The 22,303-nt window shown below is 73.1% G+C and carries 16 protein-coding genes and 2 riboswitches; of the genes, 9 read left to right on the plus strand and 7 right to left on the minus strand.

Translation table 11 applies throughout. The features are described 5' to 3' along the window. Window positions 1-105 precede the first annotated feature (105 nt). Window positions 106-1,233: a serine hydrolase domain-containing protein gene (locus ACFV1L_RS11835; RefSeq protein ID WP_380365096.1), complete on the plus strand. Its 1,128-nt coding sequence runs from the start codon at window positions 106-108 to the stop codon at window positions 1,231-1,233. On the opposite strand, the gene ACFV1L_RS11840 is transcribed toward ACFV1L_RS11835, so the two are convergent. From ACFV1L_RS11840 to ACFV1L_RS11850, 3 genes are all read right to left on the minus strand, one after another. Next, window positions 1,215-1,520, minus strand: a complete 306-nt coding sequence (locus ACFV1L_RS11840) for a DUF2087 domain-containing protein (protein WP_380365097.1) — start codon at window positions 1,518-1,520, stop codon at window positions 1,215-1,217. The genes ACFV1L_RS11835 and ACFV1L_RS11840 overlap by 19 nt on opposite strands. 165 nt (window positions 1,521-1,685) lie before the next feature. Continuing rightward, complete coding sequence (locus tag ACFV1L_RS11845; RefSeq protein WP_380365098.1) at window positions 1,686-3,062, minus strand: NRAMP family divalent metal transporter; 1,377 nt, start codon at window positions 3,060-3,062, stop codon at window positions 1,686-1,688. After that, entirely contained in the window at window positions 3,059-4,426 is a 1,368-nt protein-coding gene (locus ACFV1L_RS11850) for a magnesium transporter MgtE N-terminal domain-containing protein (protein WP_380365099.1), read from the minus strand. Before ACFV1L_RS11850 ends, ACFV1L_RS11845 begins: the two co-directional genes overlap by 4 nt. A gap of 657 nt (window positions 4,427-5,083) precedes the next feature. Continuing rightward, a riboswitch (M-box (ykoK) riboswitch) is annotated at window positions 5,084-5,256 on the minus strand. A 251-nt stretch (window positions 5,257-5,507) separates the two neighbouring features. Between ACFV1L_RS11850 and ACFV1L_RS11855 the strand changes: the two genes are divergently transcribed. Then, entirely contained in the window at window positions 5,508-6,851 is a 1,344-nt protein-coding gene (locus ACFV1L_RS11855) for an acyltransferase (protein WP_380365100.1), read from the plus strand. Window positions 6,852-6,858: 7 nt separating this feature from the next. Here the strand turns inward: ACFV1L_RS11855 and ACFV1L_RS11860 are convergent, their stop codons facing one another. Further along, window positions 6,859-7,740 (minus strand): GNAT family N-acetyltransferase, encoded by an 882-nt coding sequence (locus ACFV1L_RS11860; protein ID WP_380365101.1) that lies wholly within the window; start codon window positions 7,738-7,740, stop codon window positions 6,859-6,861. A 373-nt stretch (window positions 7,741-8,113) separates the two neighbouring features. On the opposite strand from ACFV1L_RS11860, the gene ACFV1L_RS11865 reads away from it, so the two are divergent. The 3 genes from ACFV1L_RS11865 to ACFV1L_RS11875 all read left to right on the plus strand — a co-directional run bounded on the left by ACFV1L_RS11865 (window position 8,114) and on the right by ACFV1L_RS11875 (window position 11,837). After that, window positions 8,114-9,547 (plus strand): glutamine synthetase family protein, encoded by a 1,434-nt coding sequence (locus ACFV1L_RS11865; protein ID WP_380365102.1) that lies wholly within the window; start codon window positions 8,114-8,116, stop codon window positions 9,545-9,547. 141 nt (window positions 9,548-9,688) lie between these two features. Further along, complete coding sequence (locus ACFV1L_RS11870; protein ID WP_380365103.1) at window positions 9,689-11,065, plus strand: aldehyde dehydrogenase family protein; 1,377 nt, start codon at window positions 9,689-9,691, stop codon at window positions 11,063-11,065. Between the two features lie 4 nt (window positions 11,066-11,069). Further along, window positions 11,070-11,837, plus strand: coding sequence for a 3-oxoacyl-ACP reductase (locus ACFV1L_RS11875; RefSeq protein ID WP_380365104.1), 768 nt, complete (start codon window positions 11,070-11,072; stop codon window positions 11,835-11,837). An 88-nt stretch (window positions 11,838-11,925) separates the two neighbouring features. Here ACFV1L_RS11875 and ACFV1L_RS11880 read toward each other — a convergent pair whose 3' ends face one another. Both ACFV1L_RS11880 and ACFV1L_RS11885 read right to left on the minus strand, forming a co-directional pair. Then, window positions 11,926-12,315, minus strand: a complete 390-nt coding sequence (locus tag ACFV1L_RS11880) for a hypothetical protein (RefSeq protein WP_380365105.1) — start codon at window positions 12,313-12,315, stop codon at window positions 11,926-11,928. Between the two features lie 194 nt (window positions 12,316-12,509). After that, complete coding sequence (locus ACFV1L_RS11885) at window positions 12,510-15,614, minus strand: SpoIIE family protein phosphatase (RefSeq protein ID WP_380365106.1); 3,105 nt, start codon at window positions 15,612-15,614, stop codon at window positions 12,510-12,512. A 136-nt stretch (window positions 15,615-15,750) separates the two neighbouring features. Here ACFV1L_RS11885 and ACFV1L_RS11890 point away from each other — a divergent pair, with 136 nt between their 5' ends. From ACFV1L_RS11890 to ACFV1L_RS11900, 3 genes are all read left to right on the plus strand, one after another. Further along, window positions 15,751-16,698: a pseudouridine synthase gene (locus tag ACFV1L_RS11890; protein ID WP_380365107.1), complete on the plus strand. Its 948-nt coding sequence runs from the start codon at window positions 15,751-15,753 to the stop codon at window positions 16,696-16,698. A 132-nt stretch (window positions 16,699-16,830) separates the two neighbouring features. Beyond that, entirely contained in the window at window positions 16,831-17,757 is a 927-nt protein-coding gene (locus tag ACFV1L_RS11895) for a diiron oxygenase (RefSeq protein ID WP_380365108.1), read from the plus strand. Window positions 17,758-17,905: 148 nt separating this feature from the next. After that, window positions 17,906-19,078, plus strand: coding sequence for a CapA family protein (locus tag ACFV1L_RS11900; RefSeq protein ID WP_380365109.1), 1,173 nt, complete (start codon window positions 17,906-17,908; stop codon window positions 19,076-19,078). Between the two features lie 21 nt (window positions 19,079-19,099). On the opposite strand, the gene ACFV1L_RS11905 is transcribed toward ACFV1L_RS11900, so the two are convergent. Further along, window positions 19,100-20,296 carry a transglycosylase family protein gene (locus ACFV1L_RS11905; protein WP_380365110.1) on the minus strand — a complete coding sequence of 399 codons (1,197 nt, stop codon included), beginning with the start codon at window positions 20,294-20,296 and terminating at the stop codon, window positions 19,100-19,102. A gap of 3 nt (window positions 20,297-20,299) precedes the next feature. Then, window positions 20,300-20,466, minus strand: a riboswitch (cyclic di-AMP (ydaO/yuaA leader). 560 nt (window positions 20,467-21,026) lie between these two features. Between ACFV1L_RS11905 and ACFV1L_RS11910 the strand changes: the two genes are divergently transcribed. Continuing rightward, window positions 21,027-22,280, plus strand: a complete 1,254-nt coding sequence (locus ACFV1L_RS11910; protein ID WP_380365111.1) for an MFS transporter — start codon at window positions 21,027-21,029, stop codon at window positions 22,278-22,280. The last annotated feature ends 23 nt before the right edge of the window (window positions 22,281-22,303 follow it).

Here is a 22,303-nt window from a genome sequence, read left to right on the forward strand (position 1 = left end):
GGAAGAGTATCCAATCGGTCGGCGGGAGGGTTGGAGTGGCCGGGAACACTCCAGGCAGGACCGATCAGAGGTGCGAATACAGCACCGGTATGGAAGGGAATCGACATGCGTGAGCTGCAGAGCATGCTGGAGCGCCGGGTGGCGGACGGCACGGTGCCGGGCGCGGTGGCCCTGGTGGCCCGGGGCGGCTCGGTGGAGACCGCCGAGGCGGGCGAGTTGACCAGACGGTCGCTGGTGCGGATCGCCTCGGTCGGGAAACCGATGATGGCAGCCGCGGTGATGCAGTTGATCGACGACGGTGTCTTCGGCCTGGACGACCCGGTGGAGTACTGGCTGCCGGAGCTCGCCGATCGCCGGGTGGTGCGGACGCCCGAGGCGCCGGTGTCGGACACCGTGCCGGCCGCACGGCCGATCACGGTGCGGGACGTCCTCGACTCCCGTGCGGGCTACGGGTTTCCGGCGGACTTCTCGTTGCCGGCGCTGGTTCCCCTGGTGAGCGAGCTGCTGCAAGGGCCGCCCCAGCCGCAGAAGGTGATGCCACCGGACGAGTGGCTGGCGGCACTGGCCCGGATCCCCATGCTCCATCAGCCCGGCGCGGCGTGGCTGTACAACATCTGCTCGGACATCCAGGGCGTGCTGGTCGCCCGGGCCACCGGCCAGCCGCTCGACGAGGCGCTGGCGGAGCGGCTGTTCGAGCCGCTGGGGATGTCCGACACGGGCTTCTCCGCCCCACCGGGTCAGGCCGGCCGACTGAGCCCGCTGTACCGGCCGAACCCGGACGGGACGCTGACCGTGGCCGACCCGCCGGACGGCCAGTGGAGCACACCACCCGCGTTCCCTTCGGGGGCCGGCGGCCTGGTGTCGACGCTGGACGACGTGTTCGCCTTCCAGCGGATGCTGGTCACCGGCGGCCGGGCCGACGACGGGCGGTACGTCCTGTCCGAGCGCGCGGTCTGGCAGATGACCACCAACTACCTGACGGAGCAGCAGAGAGCGGACGGCCAACTGTTCCTGGAGGGCCAAGGCTGGGGCTTCGGCGGATCGGTGGACGTGGTGCGGCGCGAGCCGTGGAACGTGCCCGGCCGGTACGGCTGGGTCGGCGGCACGGGCACGGCGGCCCACCTGGTGCCGACGACCGGGCTGATGACGGTGCTGCTCACCCAGCGGGAGATGACCGGGCCGACACCGCCGCCGCTGATGCGGGAGTTCTGGCGCTACGCGGCCGGCGGCTGATCCGACAGCACGGTGAGGGTCGCCGCCCGGCGGTAGCTGGACCCGTCGCGGGTGCGGGTCAGGAGCTGAGCCTCGATCAGGTAGCGGCGGAGCATGGAGGTGTCTGCGTGGACGGTGCGCAGCGCGTCATTGACCTCGCGTTCGCTGTACGAGCGGTCGGGCTCGAACAGCGACTGCGCGAGGTGGTCGAGCAGGGCGGTGCGACGGGCCGGCTTGCGCGGGATCGAGGTCAGACGGCCCTCGGTGAAGAAAGCGGCCAGGTCGGCAGGCGGTTCGTTGACGGACATGACACGAAGCCTCGCAGGGCGGCTGCTGGGCGGACAACCCGATTTCCACGCCGTGACGCCGGCCGGCGGCCGGCGTCACGGCAGAGGAGGATGCACATGCGCATGACGACAGGACGGTGGGGTCGGCTGCGAGCGCTGCTGTTCCGCTGCCGGCGGCACGGCGGCTCAACCCAGACCGCACCAGCCCAGGACGGTCTGCACCAGCAGGATCGTGGACATCAGCGCGACCCCGGCCACCACGGTGGTCGCGGCGATCCGGTACCGGCGGCCGTTCGCGGCGGCGCCGAGCAGCGAGCGGCGGTTGGTGAGCACCAGCAGGTAGACCAGCACGATCGGACTGATCAGCCCCTGGAGTACCTGGGTGCCGATCAGCAACTGGATGACGTCCACCGGGGTCAGGGCCACCACCGCGCCGAGGGCGATCTGCGCGGTGAACACACCGAGGAACAGCGGTGCGTCACGGAACCGCCGGGAGACCGAGCGCTCGACCCCCGCGGCCTCGCCGATCGCGTAACTCGCGGAGAGCGGGACCACGGCACCCGCCAGGGCCGAGGCCCCCAACAGCCCGAAGGCGAAGAGCAGTTCCGCGCCCTGGCCGGCGACCGGCTCAAGGGCCCGGGCGGCCTCGGCGGCGGACTGCAGCGGGCCGGTGCCGCCGATCGCCGATGCCGTGGCCACGATGATGGTCAGGCTGATCAGGCAGGCGAACACCGCGCCGAGCACCGCGTCCGCCCGGATCAGCTTGTACTCCTCCGGCTTCGCCCCCCGATCCACCACGCCGGCCGCGGCGTAGAACTGCATGTACGGGCTGACGGTCGTTCCGATCAACGCCACCGCAAGGAGGATGAAGTCGCCGGACGGCTGGAGGTGCGGCACCACCAGGTTCTCGCCGACGTCACCCCAGCGCGGGTGCCCGAGGATCATCGCGATCGGGTACGCGAAGAACGCCAACGACATCACCAGGAAGATCCGCTCGGCCCACCGGTACGAGCCGAACAGCACCAGCGCCCACAGCAGCACCGCAGCGGGCGGGACGACCGCCCACTTCGGGATGCCGAGCAGGTCGAACGCCGCACCGATGCCGGCGAACTCGCTCACGACCAGGCCGGTGTTGGCGAGCAGCAGGCAGCCGACCGCCAGGGCGGTCAACCGGAGGCTGAACTGCTCGCGGATCAGGGCGCCGAGGCCCTTGCCGGTGTACGCCCCGAGCCGGACGGCCATCTCCTGCACCATGACCAGGGCGATGGTCACCAGCACCATGAAGAACAGCGTGCCGTAGGTGAACTGGGATCCGGCGGAAGCGTAAGTGGCGATGCCCGCGGCGTCGTTGCCCGCGTTGGCAGCGACCAGACCGGGGCCGGCCACCATCGTCACCGCGGCGATCCGGCGCAGCCCGCGTCGGCGGCCCTCGGGTGGTGCCGATACGGCAGTCGGTCCGGGGCCGGTGGCCGCGGCATGCGGCGCCGAGACGGTGACGGTCGGAGTCGAGGCGTCCTGAAGGCCGGTGGAGTGGGCGGCATTGAGGTCGATGCGGGCGTTCACTGGAGGAACCTCCGGAAGTGCAGGCGCCCGCGCTCGGGCAGCAGGGCGTCGAGGATGTCGTCGGCGAGGATCCGACCCAGCGGCCGTCCGTCTTCGCCGACCACCAGGAGGGAGGACTTCCGGGCGGCCACCAGACGGTCGGCGGCCTGGGCGAGCCGGGTGTCCGGGGAGAGCGTGACCGGCGCGCCGAACTGGGCCAGCCAGGCCACCAGATCGGAGACCCGGGCGGAGTCCTCGGCCACCGCCAGGTCGAACAGCGACACATCGGCGACCAGCCGGTCGGCGGCGTCGAGCACCACCACGGCATCGATCTCGGTGCGGTGCTCGGCCTGCGCGGCCAGGTCGGCGCGGACGTCGGCCACGGTCTGCTCCAGCCGCGCAGTGACCAGACGGGTCGTCATGGCACCGCCCGCAGTGCCCTCCCGGTGGGAGAGCAGACCGCGGAGTTCCTCGGCCTCCCCGCTGGGCATCCGCGCCAGCAGGGTCTCCCGCTCACGGGGTGCCAGGTCGCGCAGTGCGTCGGCGGCCTCGTCGGGCTCCATCTCGTCGACCAGCCGGGCAGCGTGTTCCGGTCGGGCCTCGCGCAGCAGGTTCTCCAACTCGGCGGGCTCCATCTCCTCCAGAGCGTCCGCGGCCTGCTCGGGCTCCAACCAGCCCAGGAGTTGCTGGCGTTCGCTGCGGCCGAGATCTTCGAGGATGTCGGCGAGATCGGCGGGGCGGAGCCGGTGCAGCGCGGAGCGGGAGTCACGCAGCCGGACTTCGGCAGGCCCGTCGGTGGCCTGCTCGCCGAACGGCGCGAAGGACTGCCAGTCGAGGACGCGGTCCGGCGTCGGCCGGGCCTGCCAGCGGCGCGGGCCGAGCCGGCGCACCAGTGTCGGCAGCGAGACGTCCACACCGACCAGGACCACCCGGCCCACCAGCGGAGCCAGGTACAGATCGGCGGCCCGGGTCACCTGGACGCCGTCCACGTCGACGAGTTGGTGGTCCAGCACGTCACGGGCCAACAGCACCTCGCCCGGACGGCGCTGGAAGTCGCGCAGATCGATCCGGGAGGCGCGCAGCTGCACCTGCCAGGCGGCCAGGCGCCCGATCGCGTCGGCCGGGAGGAAGGCCCGGCGGCGGCCGATCCGCAGGATCAGGCCGGTCATCGGCGGGTACGGGTCGGGCCCGTACAGCCGGGCGACCACGTCGGCGAGTCTGCCGACCTCGGCCCCGGCCTGGTTGGTGACGGGTGCTCCGGCCAGGCCGGCCAACGAGACGAGGGAGGAACGCACCGCGCGGCTGGCAGTGGCGCGGCGGTTCAGATTGATCCGCCGGTCGCGGAGCCTGGCGGTGGTCGAATGGAAGAGCGTGTTGGTGGCCATGGCGAACACCCCTTCTGCCCCGGCGAGGCGGGGCCGAGAGGCGGATCGGGACAGCTCCTCGTGCCCGCCGGTGGACGCCCGGGCCCGGGCACGGCTTCCACCGTCTCCGAGGCCGACGCCGGCCGGCCTCGGTCAGCGCGTCGACCGGTCAGCCGGCGACACCGGACCGGCCCGGTCAGCACCTGCCACTCGGGAACGGAGCCGCCGGGCGCAAGAGCTGGAGCGGCCCGTCCGAAGTTGCGGACGGCTTCGGGCCGGCTCGGGGCACCGGCTGCGCACAGCAGCCCGACATGAGGGCTGGACCCGTGCGGTATCGGACCGGTCCCGGGCAGCAGACAACAACTGCAGCCGTGGGGCGGGGTGCGCCGGAGGGCGGTGACGACCGGGCAGCGCGCGTGCCGAGCAACCGGTGGACCGACGAGCCTGCCGCAGCAAGCACGGTGGGCACGACGGACCTGGCGGAACCCGGGCGGACGGTGTCGCGGAGTCAGTGGAGGAAGAGCTGCCTCGAACCGCAGAACAACGGCAACGGCGAGGACGAAGCGGGAAGGGGCTGACTGTGCCCCGGACTACTGCAGTCCATCTCGCCCTCCTCCCGGTCCTGGCCGACGAGTTCCACTCGCCGCCGCACGGCAGGCGACCGGACCATGATGGTCCGGCGCACCCCAACTCGTCAGAGCTTTGGCACTCCACGGCGTGTCCCCGACGAGGGGGAAGCCACTTGGGATCACCCCTTGGGCCGGGGAGACCTGTCCTGATCCGGAGCGTCTCTCGACGGGTGGGATCAGTGGCCTGTGTCCGTGAAGACGCCTCACCGAACGAGGTGTCTGTCGTTACGGGATCAGGATAGGCCCCCCGCCACCGCCGCCACCCCATCCTTGACCAGGGTTTGACTCCGACCTGGTGTGACCTGGGGCAATGACCGAGGACCGGCCTGTCGGCCGGGCCCGAACACCGGGCGCGTACGGGGCGGCAGGGAGCGGTCGAGCGGCCGGGGGTCGTGACGGAACCGCAACGCGCCGGGCGGGGCGGGTGTGAAGGACGACCGAGATGATGACCACACGGGGGAGAGGGGAACGACGTGAAGGAAACGTCGGAACGGAACGGGTACGTCGAGCTGCTGCGGGCACTGGCGATCGCGCTGGTGGTGATCGGCCACTGGCTGATCACCGCACTGGAACGCGAACCTGACGGGTCGTTGGCGGCCCCCGAGCTGATGGCCACAGTGCCGTGGACCCAGTGGCTGACGCTGCTCTTCCAGATCATGCCGGTGTTCTTCCTGGCCGGCGGCTACGCGGCCGCCGGCTCCTGGAGCCGGTGCCGCGCCGAGGGCGGCACCGCGGCCGGCTGGATCCGCGGGCGGGCGTTGAGGCTGCTGCTGCCCACCGGCGCCTACCTGGTGCCCGCACTGGGCGGGCTGCTGGTGGCTGCCGCAGCCGGTGCCGATCCTGCGCTGCTGGGGATGATCGGCTGGGCACTGGCCATGCAGTTCTGGTTCCTGCCGGTCTACTTGACGATCAGTGCGCTGACGCCGTGGCTGTACGCGCTGCACCGGCGGTGGGGCCCGGGCTCCGTGGTCCTGCTGGCCGCTGCGGGCATCGGCGTGGACGTGCTGGCCCTCGGATCGGACGCGGGCTGGGCGGAGCGGGTCGGCCGGCTGAACTACCTGCTGGTGTGGGCCGTCGCCTACCAACTCGGCTTCGCCTGGCGGGACGGCGGACGGACCGTCCGTCCCTGGTTCGGGGCGGCGCTGGCAGCGGGCGGTGCGGCCGGGTACGCGGCGCTGGTCGGGCTCGGGCCGTTCCCGGTCAGCCTGGTGCTGGTCTCCGGCGAGGTGGTGTCCAACACCAACCCGCCCTCGTTGGCGATGCTGGCCTGGCTGCTCGCCCAGTGCGGGGTGTGCCTCCTGTTGGCGCCGTTCGCGAAGCGGGCCCTGCGGCCGGTGCGGCGGCAGGGGTTCGTCGGACCGCTCGGCCGGGCCAGCATGACGCTCTACCTCTGGCACATGGTGCCGGTCCTCGTCGCCGGTGCCGCGTTCTACCTGACCGATCTGGCTCCCGAGCCGGAGCTGGGCTCGGCTGCCTGGTGGGCCTGGCGGCCCGTCTGGATCCTGGTGCTGGCCGCACTGTTCGGCCTCCTGCTGGTGGCCCTGCGGCCGGTGGACCGGCTGCTGATACGCCTGGCCCTGCGGGCCCGGCCGCAGGCGGCGATCGACGGTGCCCGGCGACCGGCCGTCCTGGTCGCCGGAGTGGCCGGCACGGTCTGGGCGCTGGCGCACTGGGCCGTACAGGGCCTCGCCCCGAACGGTTCGCCGGACTGGTCGACGGTGCTCGCGTTCACCGTCGGGTCAGTGCTGGTGGCCACCGCCGCCGGCCCGTGGGCGGCAGCGGAGGCGACAGAGACGGCGGTGCGGCAAGGGAGCTGAGGAGAGGTCAGGAGGAGAGGGAGAGGCGGAACTCGACGGAGCGGTGGGTCGGGCGGTAGCCCAGGGCGTGGTTCACGGCGAGCATGCCGGCGTTGTGCTCGGCGGTGTCGGTCAGCAGTCCGGTGATCTCCGGCTGCTCGGTTCGCGCCCAGCGGATCGCCTCGGCCTTCATGGCCCGGGCCAGGCCCCGTCGGCGGTGGGCGGGCAGCACGCCGGTGCCGTAGTGCTGGGCGTCGCCGGCCCGGTCGGCGGGGAGTACCAGTTCGGTGAAGCCGGCGATGGTGCCGGTGGCCTCCTCCACCGCGACCACGGTGTGCAGGAGTTCACCCCGGTCCGCGACCGCCTTCGCAGCGGTGAGGACCCGCGCCTCGTCCCAGACGAGGACACCGAAGTCGGTGTCACCCATCGGCATGTCGTCCATGGCAGTGCGCGAGAGGGTGAAGGTGGCCAGCCACTCGTCCGGGCAGCTGCCGAGCCAGGAGACCAACCGGTAGCCGGGGTGGAGCGGGTGCTCGGCGACCGGTGAATCTGCGGGAGCGGTCAGGTCGAGCCGGGCGTACTCGAGGACCAGCGCCCGCGTGAAGTCCCGCGCGGAGAGGAACCCGTCGCCGGGGGAGCCCGCGACGGCCTGGGCGAGCAGTACCTGGCGGCCGTCCTCGCGGGCGGCGGAGGCGGCGGCCGAGAGCAGTGCCGAACCGACGCCGCGCCGGCGTTCGGCGGGGTGGACGTTCAGCGTGAGGGAGGACAGGTGGGCCTGGGCGGGTGAAGTGAACAGCGCCAGGGTGGCGGTACCGAGCGGCGTGCCGTCGGGGTCGGACGCCAGCCAGGTCAGGCGGCGGGTGTGGGCGAGCGGAGCAGGGTCGGCGAGGGTGGTCAGACGGAAGGTCACGGGTGGTGGACTCCAGAGGGGAGGGCGGCAGGGCAAGGGGCGTGCACGCGGCACCGAACCAGGTGCGGCGGACCGGTGCAAGCGAATTCCGGTGCGCTGCGGCGGCGTTGCGGCCCGGCGGCCGGAAGTGGTCGGGGGTGCCGCGGTGACTGGCGTCGGCCGGTGGGGAAAACGCAGCGCGGTGAGCAGAGCTGATGGACCGTCATATGAGAGGTACAGGTGATGTTGTGACGAGGGATCAGTTTCTGCCGACACGCGCGCGGTCACTGGTGCGGGCGGGGCCGGGGCGGAATCATCGTCGCTGTGGTGGTCGGCGTCACGGCAGTCGTACGGGCTGCCGAGGCGCACCCGGGGCGGCGGAGGTGGAGGGCGGATGACCGACGCGCGACTCACGGTGGAGCGGCTGCGCAGTCTGGTGGCCGAAGGCGCGGTGGAGACCGTGGTGCTGGCCGTCACCGACATGCAGGGACGGTTGCAGGGCAAGCGGCTGGCGGCGGAGCACTTCCTGAACGAGGTGCTGGCCGGCGGTGCCGAGGGCTGCGGCTACCTGCTGGCCGTGGACGTGGAGATGAACACCGTCGACGGCTATGCCGTGTCCTCCTGGGAGACCGGGTACGGCGACCTCGTGTTCCGACCCGACCTGACGACCCTGCGGATGGTGCCCTGGCACCCGGCCACCGCCATGGTGCAGTGCGACCTCGCACACCAGGACGGCAGCCCGGTCGTGGTGTCGCCGCGGCAGGTGCTGCGCCGCCAGCTGGACCGGCTCGCCGGGTACGGGTGGCGGGCGTACGTGGGCACCGAGCTGGAGTTCATGGTGTTCCGGGACAGCTACGAGCGAGCCTGGGAGAAGCACTACCAGGACCTCACACCCGTCAATCAGTACAACGTGGACTACTCGATCCTGGGCACCGGACGGATCGAACCGCTGCTGCGCAGGCTGCGCACCGGGATGGCGGGCGCCGGGCTGGTGGTGGAATCGGCGAAGGGCGAGTGCAACCTTGGGCAGCACGAGATCGCCTTCCGCTACACGGACGCGCTGACCTGCTGCGACGACCACGCGGTGTACAAGACCGGCGCGAAGGAGATCGCCGCGCAGGAGGGCGTCAGCCTCACCTTCATGGCCAAGTACGACCAGCGCGAGGGCAACTCCTGCCACATCCACCTGAGCCTGCGCGACCAGCACGACCGCCCCGTGTTCCCCGCCGAGCCGGCGCACCAGCAGGAAGGCGGGCAGGGCGACACCGAGGGCCGGGGCCAGGACCACGGCCAGGGCGGGCCCGGACAACAGAGCCGGTTCTCGCGGACGATGGAGCACTTCCTGGCCGGTCAGCTCGCCTGCCTCGGCGAGTTCGCGCTGCTGCTCGCCCCGACCGTCAACTCGTACAAGCGCTACGTGCCCGGCAGCTTCGCACCCACCGCGATCGCGTGGGGCCGCGACAACCGGACGTGCGCGCTGCGGGTGGTCGGCCACGGCGGGTCGCTGCGGTTCGAGAACCGGGTGCCCGGCGGGGACGTCAACCCGTACCTGGCGGTCGCCGCGCTGATCGCCGCGGGGCTGTACGGGGTCGAGCACCAGCTGCCGCTGGAACCGGAGTTCACCGGCAACGCCTACGCCTCCGACGCACCGCGGGTACCCGGCACGCTGCGCGAAGCGATCGAGCTGTTCGACCGCAGCGAGGCGGCGACCGAGGCGTTCGGCAAGGACGTGGTCCGCCACTACGCCCACGCTGGCCGGGTCGAACTCGCCGCGTACGACGCCGCAGTGACCGACTGGGAGCGCCGCCGCGGCTTCGAACGGCTGTGAGCGCCGGGACCGGAGCACACACCCGATCGCCGCCGTCCCGGTCGCGCGGTGACCTGAGTCCGGAGGACCGGCGCGAAGACCGCAGCACCCGGCACGGCAGCGCAGGCACCGCAGCGCCGACAGCACACCCGAGGAGAGCGCGTGATCGAGCAGTCCGATCCGTACCAGGTGGTCAACCCCGCCACGGAGGAGGTGATCGCCACCGTCGAACTGGCCGGGCAGGCCGAGGCCGACGCCGCGATCGCCCGTGCCAAGGCCGCGTTCGAGAGCTGGCGGGCCGTCGGCCCAGGCGACCGGGCCCGGCTGCTGCGCCGCTTCGCCGCCGAGGTGGACGCGGACCGGGAGCACCTGGCCGAACTGGAGGTCGCCAACGCGGGACACACCATCGGCAACGCCCGCTGGGAGGCCGGGAACGCGCGCGACGTCATCGAGTACTACGCGGGCGCGCCCGAGCGCCTGTTCGGCCGTCAGATCCCGGTCGCCGGCGGCCTCGACGTCACGTTCCACGAACCGCTCGGCGTGGTCGGCGTGATCGTGCCGTGGAACTTCCCGCTGCCGATCGCCGCCTGGGCCCTCGCACCCGCCCTCGCCGCCGGCAACACGGTGATCGTCAAACCGGCCGAGCTCACCCCGCTCACCGCGCTGCGACTCGGTGACCTCGCCCTGCGCGCGGGGCTGCCCGAGGGCGTGCTGCAGGTCCTGCCGGGCCGCGGGCCGGTGGTCGGGCAGCGCTTCGTCACCCACCCGGACGTCCGCAAGGTGGTGTTCACGGGGTCGACCGCCGTCGGCAAGTCCGTGATGGCCGGCTGCGCGGCCCAGGTCAAGCCGGTGACGCTGGAACTCGGCGGCAAGAGCGCCAACATCGTGTTCGCCGACGCGGATCTGGACAAGGCCGCGGCCACCGCCCCGTACGCCGTGTTCGACAACGCGGGGCAGGACTGCTGCGCCCGGTCCCGGATCCTGGTCGAGGCGAGCGTGTTCGAGGCGTTCATGGCCAAATTGGAGACCGCGGTGCGGGCCGTCCGGGTCGGCGACCCGGCCGACGAGAAGACCGAGATGGGCCCGCTGATCTCGGCCGCGCACCGGCAGCGCGTCGCCTCGTACGTGGACGGCGACACGGAGGTGGCGTTCCGCGGCAGCGCCCCGGACGGGCCGGGCTACTGGTACCCGCCGACGGTGCTCGCGCCGATCGCTCCCGACCACCGGGCGTTCACCGAGGAGGTGTTCGGTCCGGTGGTCGCGGTGGTGCCGTTCCGCGGCGAGAGCGACGCGGTGCGGATCGCCAACGCCACCGAGTACGGCCTGTCCGGTTCGATCTGGACGCGCGACGTGGGCCGGGCGCTGCGCGTCGCCCGCGCCGTCGAGGCGGGCAACCTGTCCGTCAACTCGCACTCCTCGGTGCGCTACTGGACGCCGTTCGGCGGCTTCAAGCAGTCCGGTCTGGGGCGCGAGCTCGGCCCCGACGCCCTGCACGCCTTCACCGAGACCAAGAACGTCTTCATCGCGACGGAGGAATGAACCCATGACCAAGCGACTCGAGGGCCGGGTGGCGGTCGTCACCGGCGCGGGCAGCGGCATCGGCCTGGCCACCGTGCGCCGGTTCGCCGCCGAGGGCGCCAAGGTGGTGTGCGCCGACATCGACGAGGAGACCGGCGCCAAGGCCGCCAACGAGGTCGGCGGCCTGTTCGTGCGCACCGACGTGTCGGACGAGGAGCAGGTCCGGGTCCTGTTCGACACCGCCGTCGAGCACTACGGCAGCCTGGACGTGGCGTTCAACAACGCCGGCATCTCACCGCCCGACGACGACTCGATCCTGGTCACCGGGCTGGAGGCGTGGAAGCGCGTCCAGGACGTCAACCTGACGTCCGTCTACCTGTGCTGCAAGTACGCGATCGGGCACATGCGGCGCCAGGGCAGGGGCTCGATCATCAACACCGCCTCGTTCGTGGCGGTGATGGGCGCGGCCACCTCGCAGATCTCCTACAGCGCCGCCAAGGGCGGAGTGCTGTCGATGAGCCGCGAGCTGGGCGTCGAGTTCGCCCGGGAGGGGATCCGGGTCAACGCGCTGTGCCCCGGCCCGGTCAACACCCCGTTGCTGCGGGAGCTGTTCGCCAAGGACCCGGAGCGGGCCGCCCGCCGACTGGTGCACATCCCGCTCGGCCGGTTCGCCGAACCCGAGGAGATCGCCGCCGCCGTCGCGTTCCTGGCCAGCGACGACTCCTCCTTCATGACCGCCAACACCTTCCTGGTCGACGGCGGCATCTCCGGCGCCTACGTCACCCCGCTGTAGCCGCCCCGCCCGCGGACCGGCCCGGCCGGCCGGGCCGGTCCGCGCGCCGCCCGGCCGACCGTCCCTGACGGGGCGTCACCCGTGCGGGTCACTGCGAGGAGAACGCGTCCCCGCCGATCGCGAGCGCGTCGCCGTCGTACGCCGTGGCGTCGCCGTTGACCGACAGCGCGGCCCCGGTCAGCGCCTCCGCGTCGCCGTCCACCGCGAGCGCGCTGCCGCCCTGCGCCCAGGCGTTGCCGCCGACGGCCGTCGCACGGCCGCCCAGCGCGCCCGCCTCGCCGGCGAGGGCCAGCGCATCGCCGCCCTGGGCCCAGCCCTTTCCGCCGACGGCCGTCGCGCTGCCGCCCTGCGCCGTCGCGTCGCCGCCGACGGCGAGCGACCCGTGCGGGTACGAGTGCGCCGAAGCGGCGCCCGCGGAGCCGAGCAGGGCGAGGCCGGTGAGGAAGGCGGTGGTGAGCCCGGCAGTGCTGGAACGCATCGAGTCCTCCAAGGACGGTGCTGTGCACGACCGATCCTGGCGGACGGGCGGGCGGCGGCGCGTGCCGTCCGGCGCGCCGTCACCCGGCCGGCGCAGCGCCGCTGCCGCGGCGGGTGAGCGATACGGGTCGAGAAGGGCGCCGAGGACCGGGCGGTGGGCCGCGGGAATCGAGGCCTGCCGGTGGGACGATCGGATCAGCGGGCCGGGATCTCCATCTCGAACCAGACCACCTTGCCGTCCCGGGTCGCCCGACTGCCCCAGCGGTGCGCCAGCTCGTTGATCAACTGCATGCCCCGGCCGCCCTCGTCGTGCGGACCCGACGGCCGCAGCCGCGGCTCCCGGCTGTCCGCGTCCGACACCTCCACCGTCAGCAGCGTCCCCCGGAACAACCGCAGTTGCAGCGGCGAACCCGCGTGCATCAACGCGTTCGACAGCAGCTCCCCGGTGAGCAGCACCACCGGCTCCACCAGTGAACTCAGCCCCCAGCCCGACAGCGTCCGCCGGGTGAACTGCCGGGCGTGCCGCAGCAGCGCCGGATCGCCGGACAGCGGGAGGGTGGCCAGCCGGTCCTCGCCGACCGGCCCGGCATGAGCCATGATCACCGCGACGTCGTCCTGCCCCATCGTCGCCCCGAAGGCGTCCAGCACCACGTCGCAGCCCCGCTCCAGGTTCCGCTGACGGTGCGTCACGGTCTTGCGCAGCAACTCCAGCCCCTCGTCCAGGTCCTGGCCGCGCCGCTCCACCAGCCCGTCCGTGTACAGCACCAGCAGCCCGTCCTCGCGCAGCGGGAACCGGATCGACTCGAACGGCACGCCGCCCACGCCCAGCGGAGCCCCGGGCGGCGGCTGCACCAGGCGGGCCTGCCCGTCGTGTTCCGACACCACCGGCGGCAGGTGCCCCGCCGAGGCGAGGACGCACTCCTCGTCGACCGGGTCGAACACCGCGCACACGCAGGTCGCGAACTGGCCCTCGCCGAGCTGCGCCGTCGCCTCGTCCAGCCGCCGCAGCACCCGCGCCGGATCCAGGTCCAGCGTCACCAGCGTGCGCGCCACCGTCCGCAGTTGGCCCATGGTGGCGGCGGCCCGGATGCCGTGGCCCATCACGTCGCCGACGATCAGCGCCACCCGGCCGCCGGTCAGCGGCACCACGTCGAACCAGTCGCCGCCGATCTCGTCGCCCACCGTCGAGGGCAGGTACCGGTGCGCGATCTCCAACCCGGGCGTGCGGTGCACGTCCTGCGGCAGCAGGCTGCGCTGCAGGGTCAGCGCGGTGTCCCGCTCCCGCCGGTACAGCCGGGCGTTGTCGATGCACACCGCCGCCCGCGCCGCCAACTCCTCGCCGAGCGCCAGGTCCGCCGCCGTGAACGACTCCGGGTTGGCCATCCGCGCGAACTCCACCCCGCCCAGCACCTGGCCGCGCGCCAGCAGCGGCACCATCAGGTACGAGTGCAGGCCCGCGTCCAGGCTGGGCTGCACCCGGTCCGGGTAGGTGACGATCCGGTGCAGCGCCGCCTCGTCGACGTGCGGCACCAGCACCGAGCGCCGGGTGCGCATCGCCTGCGCGTACAGGTGCGCGGAGTGCGAAGCCCCGCCGACGTCGTCCGCCGCGTCCGCCATCCGCACCCCGGCCGCGCCGGTCTCGTCGTTCACCCGCTCGCCGACCGCGACGGCCCGCAGCAGCACCGAACCCGACTCGGGCACCGGCTCCGGGTCCTCGCCCGCCAGCACCGCCTCGCGGATGTCGACCGTGACGAAGTCCGCGAACCGGGGGATCACCACGTCCACCAGCTCCTGCGCGGTCAGCTGCAGATCCAGCGTGGTGCCGATCCGGGTGGACGCCTCGTTCAGCAGCGCCAGCCGCTGCTGGGCGGTCTCGGCCGCCTCCAGCGCACGCTGGCGCTGCTCGGACGCGTCCCGCTCCCGGGTGTACAGCAGCGCGTTGTCGATCGACACCGCAGCCCGCGCCGACAGCTCCCCGGCCAGCGCCACGTCCCCCTCGTCGTACGGGGCCTCGGTGCGCGAGCGCATGAACGTCGCCGTGCCGATCGCCGATCCGCGGGCGATCAGCGGCACCACCATGAACGACCGCACCCCCTGCTCGTGGATCGCGGCACTGCGCACCGGATCATCGGCGAACCAGGTCATCGCCGGGTCGTCCGCGCGCGGAACCAGCACCGGCCGGCTGTGCGTCAGCGCCCACGCGTACGGGCTGCCCGGATGGTAGTGCTGCACCGCGTTGACCGGGCCGATCGACCACATTCCGCTGCCGGGAACGGTGTGGAACGCCAGCCGCCGCAGTACCGCGGACCGGTCGGAACGGTCCGGCAGGGCACCCGCCTCGCCGCGCACCATCGACTCCAGCACCTCGACGATCACCGTGTCGGCCAGCCGCGGCGTGGCCGTCTCGGCCAGCTCCCGGGCGGTGGTGGGGAGGTCGAGCGTGGTGCCGATCCGGGTGGACGCGTCGTTCAGCAGCGCCAGCCGCTGCTGGGCGGCCTCGGCGGCGGTCTCCGCCTCGAACCGGTCGGTGATGTCCACGACCGTGACGCACACCCCGAGCACCGTGCCGTCCGGCTGCTCCAGCCGGAAGCAGGCCACCGACCAGGCGTGCTCGCGCTCCGGATCGGCCGGCGTCCGGCCGTGGGTGCGGGCGTCCAGTACCGACTGCCCCTCGGTCAGGACCCGCCGCATCATCTCCTCGACCTGCTGCCCGTCGATGCTCGGCAGGACCTCGGTCAGCCGCCGGTCGAAGTGCTGCTCCCGCGGTACGCCGTTGATCCGGGCCAGCGCGTCGTTCAGGCGGACGAAGCGCAGATCGGTGTCGAACACCGCCATGCCGACCGGGGACTGGGTGAAGAAACCGTCCAGCACCGCCAGGTCGGAGGCCAGCCGCCGCACCGCGCTGACGTCGGACGCCACCGCCAGCACCATCGGGACGCCGCCCGGGCCGAGGATGGGAAAGGTCCGGAAGTCCAGCCGCACCACGTGCCCGTCCCGGTGCCGCACCGGGAACACCCCGGAGAACGGGCGGCCGCCGAGGATCCGGGCGAACAGCTCCAGCACCTCCGGACGGCGCTCCGCCCCCACCAGCAGGTCCGCGGCCCGGGCGCCCACCGCCTGCGAGGCGGGAAAACCGAGCAGGGTCTCGGCGTCCGGGCTCCAGTGCAGGATCCGGCCGTCGGACGCGACCAGCGCCGTCGCCACCGGAATGGCCAGCAGGCCGTCCGGCAGCGGCGCACCGCCCTCCGTGAACGGAGAGGTGGCGCGGGTCCGGGGGATGCCCTGCTTGTCGGTGTCCATCTGGCCACCTGCCGTTTCCGGGGGCGGGTACCGCCCTGCCATCGTCGCACGGCAGACCGCGCGCGCCCAGACGGGTGAGCGCCCGCTATCGTGGGCCGGATGGACACCCGTCGGACCGACCCGCAGGCGGCGCCCGGTGGCGCGTAGGACCCCCGCCCCGCCGAGCCCGCTCCCGCAGCGCGACGGCATCGACCCCGTGCACGTGCGGCTGCCGCTCGAAGGCACCTGGCCGACCGTCGGCGCCTACCTGGAGGAGCGCTACGGCACGGCCGCCGGGCCGGGGCGGATCGCCGCGATGCTCGCAGCGGGCGAGTTCGCCGGCCCCGACGCTCCGATCGCCCCCGACACGCCCTACCGGCCCGGCGGCCACGTGTGGTTCCACCGCGAACCCGGGCCGCCCGAACCCGTGGTGCCGTTCCCCGTCGAGGTGCTGTACCGCGACGAGCGGATCGTGGTCGCCGACAAGCCGCACTTCCTCGCCACCACGCCGCGGGGCAGCCACGCCACCGAGACCGCCCTCGCCCGGCTGCGCCGGGACCTCGACCTGCCCCGGCTCAGTCCCGCCCACCGCCTGGACCGGCTCACCGCGGGCGTGGTGCTGTTCGTCGCCGATCCGGCCTGCCGGGGCGCCTACCAGGGCCTGTTCGAACGGCGGGAGGCCGTCAAGCGGTACGAGGCGATCGCCCGGCACGACCCGGCGGTGGCGCTGCCGACCACGGTGCGCAACCGGCTGGTCAAGGACCACGGGCGGCTGGACGCCTACCAGGTGCCGGGGGAGCCCAACGCGGAGAGCCGGGTCGAGCTGCTGGAGGCCCGCGACGGCGTGGGCCGCTACCGGCTGGCACCGCGCACCGGCCGCACCCACCAGCTGCGGGTGCACATGAACGGGCTGGGGCTGCCGATCCTCGGAGACCCGATATATCCCGCGCTGCTGCCGGAGCAGGACCCGGAGGACTACCGGCGCCCGCTCCAACTGCTGGCTCGCTCGCTGGAGTTCACCGACCCGGTGGACGGCGGGGCGCGGCGCTTCGTCAGCCGGCGGGAGCTGGCGGCGTGGGCCGACCCGGACGGCTGGGGCGCCTGAGGGTTCGTCGGGACGGCGATGGGGCCTCCTTGTGCGCAGTGTATTGACGGGCAGTCTAATAACTTCTACCTTCGCGGCAGTGGCACCGTTCCACCCACGACGCCCCTCGACCCCCACCGCGAAGGAGCCGGCATGCCGCCCCAGCCCGCCGCAACCCCGACCGCTCCCGACCGCGAGCGCGCCGCCCCCGACCGGGAGCGCACCGCCGAACGCCTGCTCGCCTCCTCCGCGAAGCTCTCGTTCAACCCCCTCAAGGACGTCGACTGGGACGCCGACCCCGTCCCCGGCGCCTACTACTGCCCGCCCCGCCACCTCTCCCTCTACGGCACCGACCTGTGGGAGCGGATGACCGAGGACGAGCGCATCGAACTCTCCAAGCACGAGGTCGCCTCGATCGCCAGCGTCGGCATCTGGTTCGAGGAGATCCTCATGCAGATGCTGCTGCGCCACGCCTTCGACCGGGACCCCACCAGCAACCACGTCCAGTACGCGCTCACCGAGATCGCCGACGAGTGCCGGCACTCGATCATGTTCGCCCGGATGATCGCCAAGATGGGCGTTCCCGCCTACGGCGCCGGATTCGTCGCCCACAACCTCGGCCGGCTGTTCAAAGCGATCTCCACCCACAGCCAGACCTTCGGCGGCACCATGTACGTCGAAGAGATCCTGGACGCCTTCCAGCGCGAAGTGATGAACGACGAGACCCTCCAGCCGCTCACCCGGCAGGTCTCCCGGATCCACGTCATCGAGGAGGCCCGGCACATCAGCTACGCCCGCGAGGAACTCGTCCGCAAGCGGCTCGGGCCGGTGCAGCGGCGGTGGGAGCAGCTGTTCCTCGGCGTCGTCATCTACTACGCCACCACCGCGCTCATCCACCCCCGGCTCTACGCCGCCGTCGGCATCGACCCGAAGGTCGGCAAGGCCGTCGCCCGGGCCAACCCCCACTGGCGCGCCACCAAGACCGAGATGGCCCAGAAGGTGATCGGCGTCCTGGACCGGGCCGGACTGGTCGGCTGGGCCAACCGCTGGCTGCTGCGCGCCGCCGGAGTGATCGCCTGAGCGGCCGGAACACCCCCGGCCGTCGCTGACGGCCCCGCACGCACAGGACACCGGCGCACAGTTGTGACCGTCCGGTGCGGATGTGGCCTTCCGGTGATCGACCTGCGCGGATAGGGTACGACGCATCGAACGATCCGGGGGGATCACCATGCGCCGCGCACCACTCGGCACCGCCGCCGCCGCCCTGCTGCTCGCCACCGTCGCCGGATGCGGCGGCCCGACGCCGTCCGCCGGCGGGGCCACGGCCAGTGCCCCCGGCGGCGACTCCGCCGGGGGCGCACCGTCCGCCGCATCCGGCAGCCCCGGCGCGGCGGACGGCGGCGGCGCGAGTGCGGGCAGCACCACGAGCGCGGGCGCGGCAGCACCGAGCGGAGCGGCGGGCAGCATCACGGTCGCGTTCGCCGGCGACGTCCACTTCGAGGGGAGGACCGCCGCCCGGCTCGCCGCCCCCGCCGCCGAGACCGCGCTCGGACCGATCGCCAAGACCCTGGCCGCCGCCGACCTGGCCGTGCTCAACCTGGAGACCGCGATCACCGGGCGCGGCAAGCCCGAACCCAAGACCTACACCTTCCGCACCAGCACCAAGGCGCTGACCGCGCTCAAGGACGCCGGCGTCGACGTGCTCTCCCAGGCCAACAACCACGCCGTCGACTTCGGTCCCGACGGCCTCACCGACACCCTCGCCGCCAAGGCCGCCTCCCCGATCCCGCTGATCGGCATCGGCAAGGACGCCACCGAGGCCTACGCGCCCCACCTCACGACCGTGCGCGGGGTGAAGGTCGCCGTCCTGGCGGCGAGTCAGGTCGACGACCTCACCAACCAGAAGTGGCGGGCCGGCCAGCACAAGCCGGGCATCGCCTCCGCGTTCGACGAGAAGGCGCTGCTGCGCGCCGTCACCGACGCCAAGGCGCAGGCCCCCGTGGTACTGGTCTACCTGCACTGGGGCGAGGAAGGCGTGGCCTGCCCCACCGCCGCACAGACCGCCCTCGCCAAGAAGCTCGCCACCGCAGGCGCCACCGCCGTGGTCGGCACCCACGCCCACACCATGCTCGGCGCGGGCATGCTCGGAAACACCTACGTGGCGTACGGCTTCGGCAACTTCCTCTGGTACGGCACCTCGAACTACACCGCCTCCGACGAGACCGGCGTCACCACGCTCACCATCACCGGCGAGGGGCGGGTCACCGGCGAAACGTTCACCCCCGCGCACATCGACGGCCGGGGCGTGCCCGTCCCGCAGACCGGCAGTGCCGCGAAGAGCGCCCAACAGCGCCGCGACGGCCTGCGGGGCTGCACCGGGCTGGCCGCCGTCCCCAAGTGACGGCGGCCAGCCCGGCGGGCGTCAGCCCAGGTTCAGCACCTGGCCCGGGTGGATCAGGTCCGGGTTCTCGCCCACCACCTGCTGGTTGTCCTTGTAGAGCTCGGCCCAGCCGCCGTCCAGTTCATGCGTGCGGGCGATCTTCGCGAGCGTGTCGCCCGGGCCGACGGTGTACGGCTGCGGGGCGGTGGTCGCGGCGCTCGGCGCGGCCGCCGGGGTCTCGGCGGACGCGGCCGGGGCGGTCGGTGCGGTGTCGGCCCGGCCCGGGGACGGCGCGGCGGACGTCGGGTCCGTGGCGGGAGCGGTCGGTGACGGAGTGGTGGTGGCGGGGGCGGACGGCGTGGGCGGTTGGGTGTTGCCGTTGTTGCCGTTCCCGTTCCCGTTCGGGTTGCCGTTCTGGTCGCCGGCGGGCGTGGACGGGCTCGGGGTGGCGCTCGGGTCGGTGGACGGCAGCGGGACGACCGGGACGACCGGGACGACCGGGGTCACCGGGGTGACCGGCGCGGTCGGGGTGGCGTGGCCGTCCGGGACGGTGGTGCTCGGCGCGGTGGTACCCGGAGCGGGCGTGGCGGCGGGCGGCTGAGGGTTCGTCAGCTGCACGTAACGCTCGTACAGGCTCTGGTGGCTGGTCCAGAACCAGCCGCCGTTCTTCTGGTACCAGTAGACGTGGTAGACGGGGTCGTAGCCGGGCAGGCCGGAGAAGACCGGGGCGGCGCTCGGCTTGGTGACGGTGCCGTCCGGAGCCGCGTTGGCGGCGGCGACGCCGCGGGCGCCGCGCAGCGAACCCGTCTGGTCCGCCGAGTCGTTGTCGTCCACCACGCCGGGGGCGGTGGCCACGCTGAGGTTCGCCGAGTCGGCGCACCCGGACCAGGGCTGCGGGCCCTCGGTGGCCAGGATGCGTTCGGCGACCGCTATCTGCTGGCTGCGGGTGGCCCCGTTCGGCAGTGCGGCGTACTGGGTGCCGCCGTAGTCGACCCAGCGCTGGGCGTTGATCTGCAGGCCGCCGTACAGGCCGTCGCCCGCGTCGGCGCTCCAGTTGCCGCCGCTCTCGCACTCGGCTACCCGGTCCCACACCGCGCTGGGGGCGGCGTGCGCACTCGTCACCGCGAGCAGGGGCAGTGCGATGCCGACACCGGCGGCGCCGGCCGCGGCGATCGCCCGCTCGGCCGTCTTCTCCGCCTGGCTCTGCCGACGGTGGCGTCCGGAACCCGTGAAGAGCATGCCCGATCCTCTCCGCACGCCTGCGAGGTGAGCTGTCGGGTTCGGGCCGGGAGGGAGGCCCGGCCGCCGCACTCCGGTCGGACCGGCGCGGACGGCTTCACCCCTAGCCGTGGGGAACGGCGTCCTGCGTGGTTCCCCCGCCCCTGCCCGGGTTGTGGTGGTCGACCCGGCGACGCGGCGGACAGGGCTCGGCGAAACCGCGCGCGGGGGCCCGGCGGTGCGGGCCGGACCGAGCCTATTCACTCGAACGGCGCAATCACAAGCGCATCGCGCCCGCGTCACGGTCGAATCACGCCCGCCCGGAGGGCCGTCGGACACGGACCGCCCTTGCGGGAGCGGGGGAGCGCTGCGACCGTGCGTGGGCGACCTGTTGACGATCATTTCGGTGGCGGCGGCGATCCTCGGTGACCCTCGGCGGGGCGGCGGCGGCCCTCGGCGGCGCGGTGGCGGGGTGCGGCGTCCGGCGTTCGGACGGCGGGATGGTCCGGAGGTCGGTCGGCCGGTCGGGAAAATCTGGCCGATCGGTGGGATTGGAGAGGCCGGACGAAGGGAACGCGGGCGGCCCGGAACGGCTCGCCACCGGCTGACGGCACCCCAACCTGCTTGCGGCAGAGCCAAGTTGGCACCAATCGGGGCAAATGTCGGTGTTGCGGATAATTCGCGCGACAGCGGGTTCGGCGGCTCCCTACCATCGCGGTGATCGTTACCCCGACCTGCTGTGGAGGTGCCCATGGCTGGGCTGATTCCCGAAGTGCTCCGAGCGGAGCGCCAGTTCGCCCGGCTGTTCGTAGGCCAGTCGTTGTCCGTCCTGGGCGACAGGGTCTCGTTCGTGGCGCTGCCGTTCGCCGTGCTGTCGATCGGCGGGTCGGCTGCCGACGTCGGTCTGGTGGCCGCGGCGGGCCTGGTGCCGATGCTGCTGTTCACGCTGGCCGGCGGCGTGTGGGCGGACCGAATGCCGAGACAGCGGATCATGCTGGCCTCGGACCTTGTGCGGTGCGCGGTCCAGACCGCCGTGGCGGTGCTGCTGTTCACCGGGACGGCCACGGTCGGCGCGCTGGCGCTGCTGATGGTGGTGTTCGGCGTGGCGGATTCGTTCTTCCTGCCGGCGTCCACGGGGCTCCTTCCGCTGTTGCTGTCCGGGGACCGGCTGCGCGAGGCCAACGCGTTGCGCGGGTTCGTGAGCTCGACGGGGCTGGTGGTCGGTCCGGCGCTGGCCGGTGCGCTGGTCGCCCTGGCCGGGCCCGGCGGCGCCCTGCTGGTGGACGCCGCGAGCTTCGCGGCCAGCGCCCTCGTCCTGGCCAGGCTCGGCCCGGTGGGCGGGCCGGTGCACGCGGAGCGGGCCGAGCGGCTCGGCTTCCTGGCCGAACTCCGGGTCGGATGGCGGCAGGTGTGCGACCGCTCCTGGGTGTGGTCGAGCATGCTCGCGATAGCCGTCTACCACGTGGTGGTGCTGCCCTCGGTGTTCGTGCTCGGCCCGGTCCTGGCCGACCGCGAGTGGGGCGGCGCGGGCGACTGGGCCCTGGTCGTGATCGCCTTCGGTCTCGGCTCGATCGTCGGTGACGTCTGCGCCTACCGCCTGAAGCCGGCCCGGCCGATGGCGGTGGCAGCCGTCGCGATGGCGGTCGCCTCCTGCCAGGCGCTGATCATCGGATCCGGCGCACCCGTCCTGGTGATCGCCCTGCTGGAGGCCTGTACCGGAGTCGGCGTCTCGCTCTTCTTCGTGCTGTGGGAGACCTCGCTGCAGGTGCACATACCCGAGCAGGTGCTGTCCCGCGTCAGCTCCTACGACCACCTGATCGCGGTGGCGCTGATGCCACTCGGCCTGGTGCTCGCCGGTCCGCTCTCGGAAGGGCTCGGCGTACACCGCACGCTGTTCGGCATGACAGCGCTGGCGGTCCCGGCCGCGCTCGTCCTGCTGGCCGTGCCCGCCGTCCGGCGGTTGCCCGCGCAGGCGCAGGAAGAAGCCCTCTCCATTCATCCATAAAAGATTGGAATATGATCGATGCT

Source organism: Kitasatospora sp. NPDC059646 (genome assembly GCF_042734615.1).
Classification (GTDB): Bacteria; Actinomycetota; Actinomycetes; order Streptomycetales; family Streptomycetaceae; genus Kitasatospora.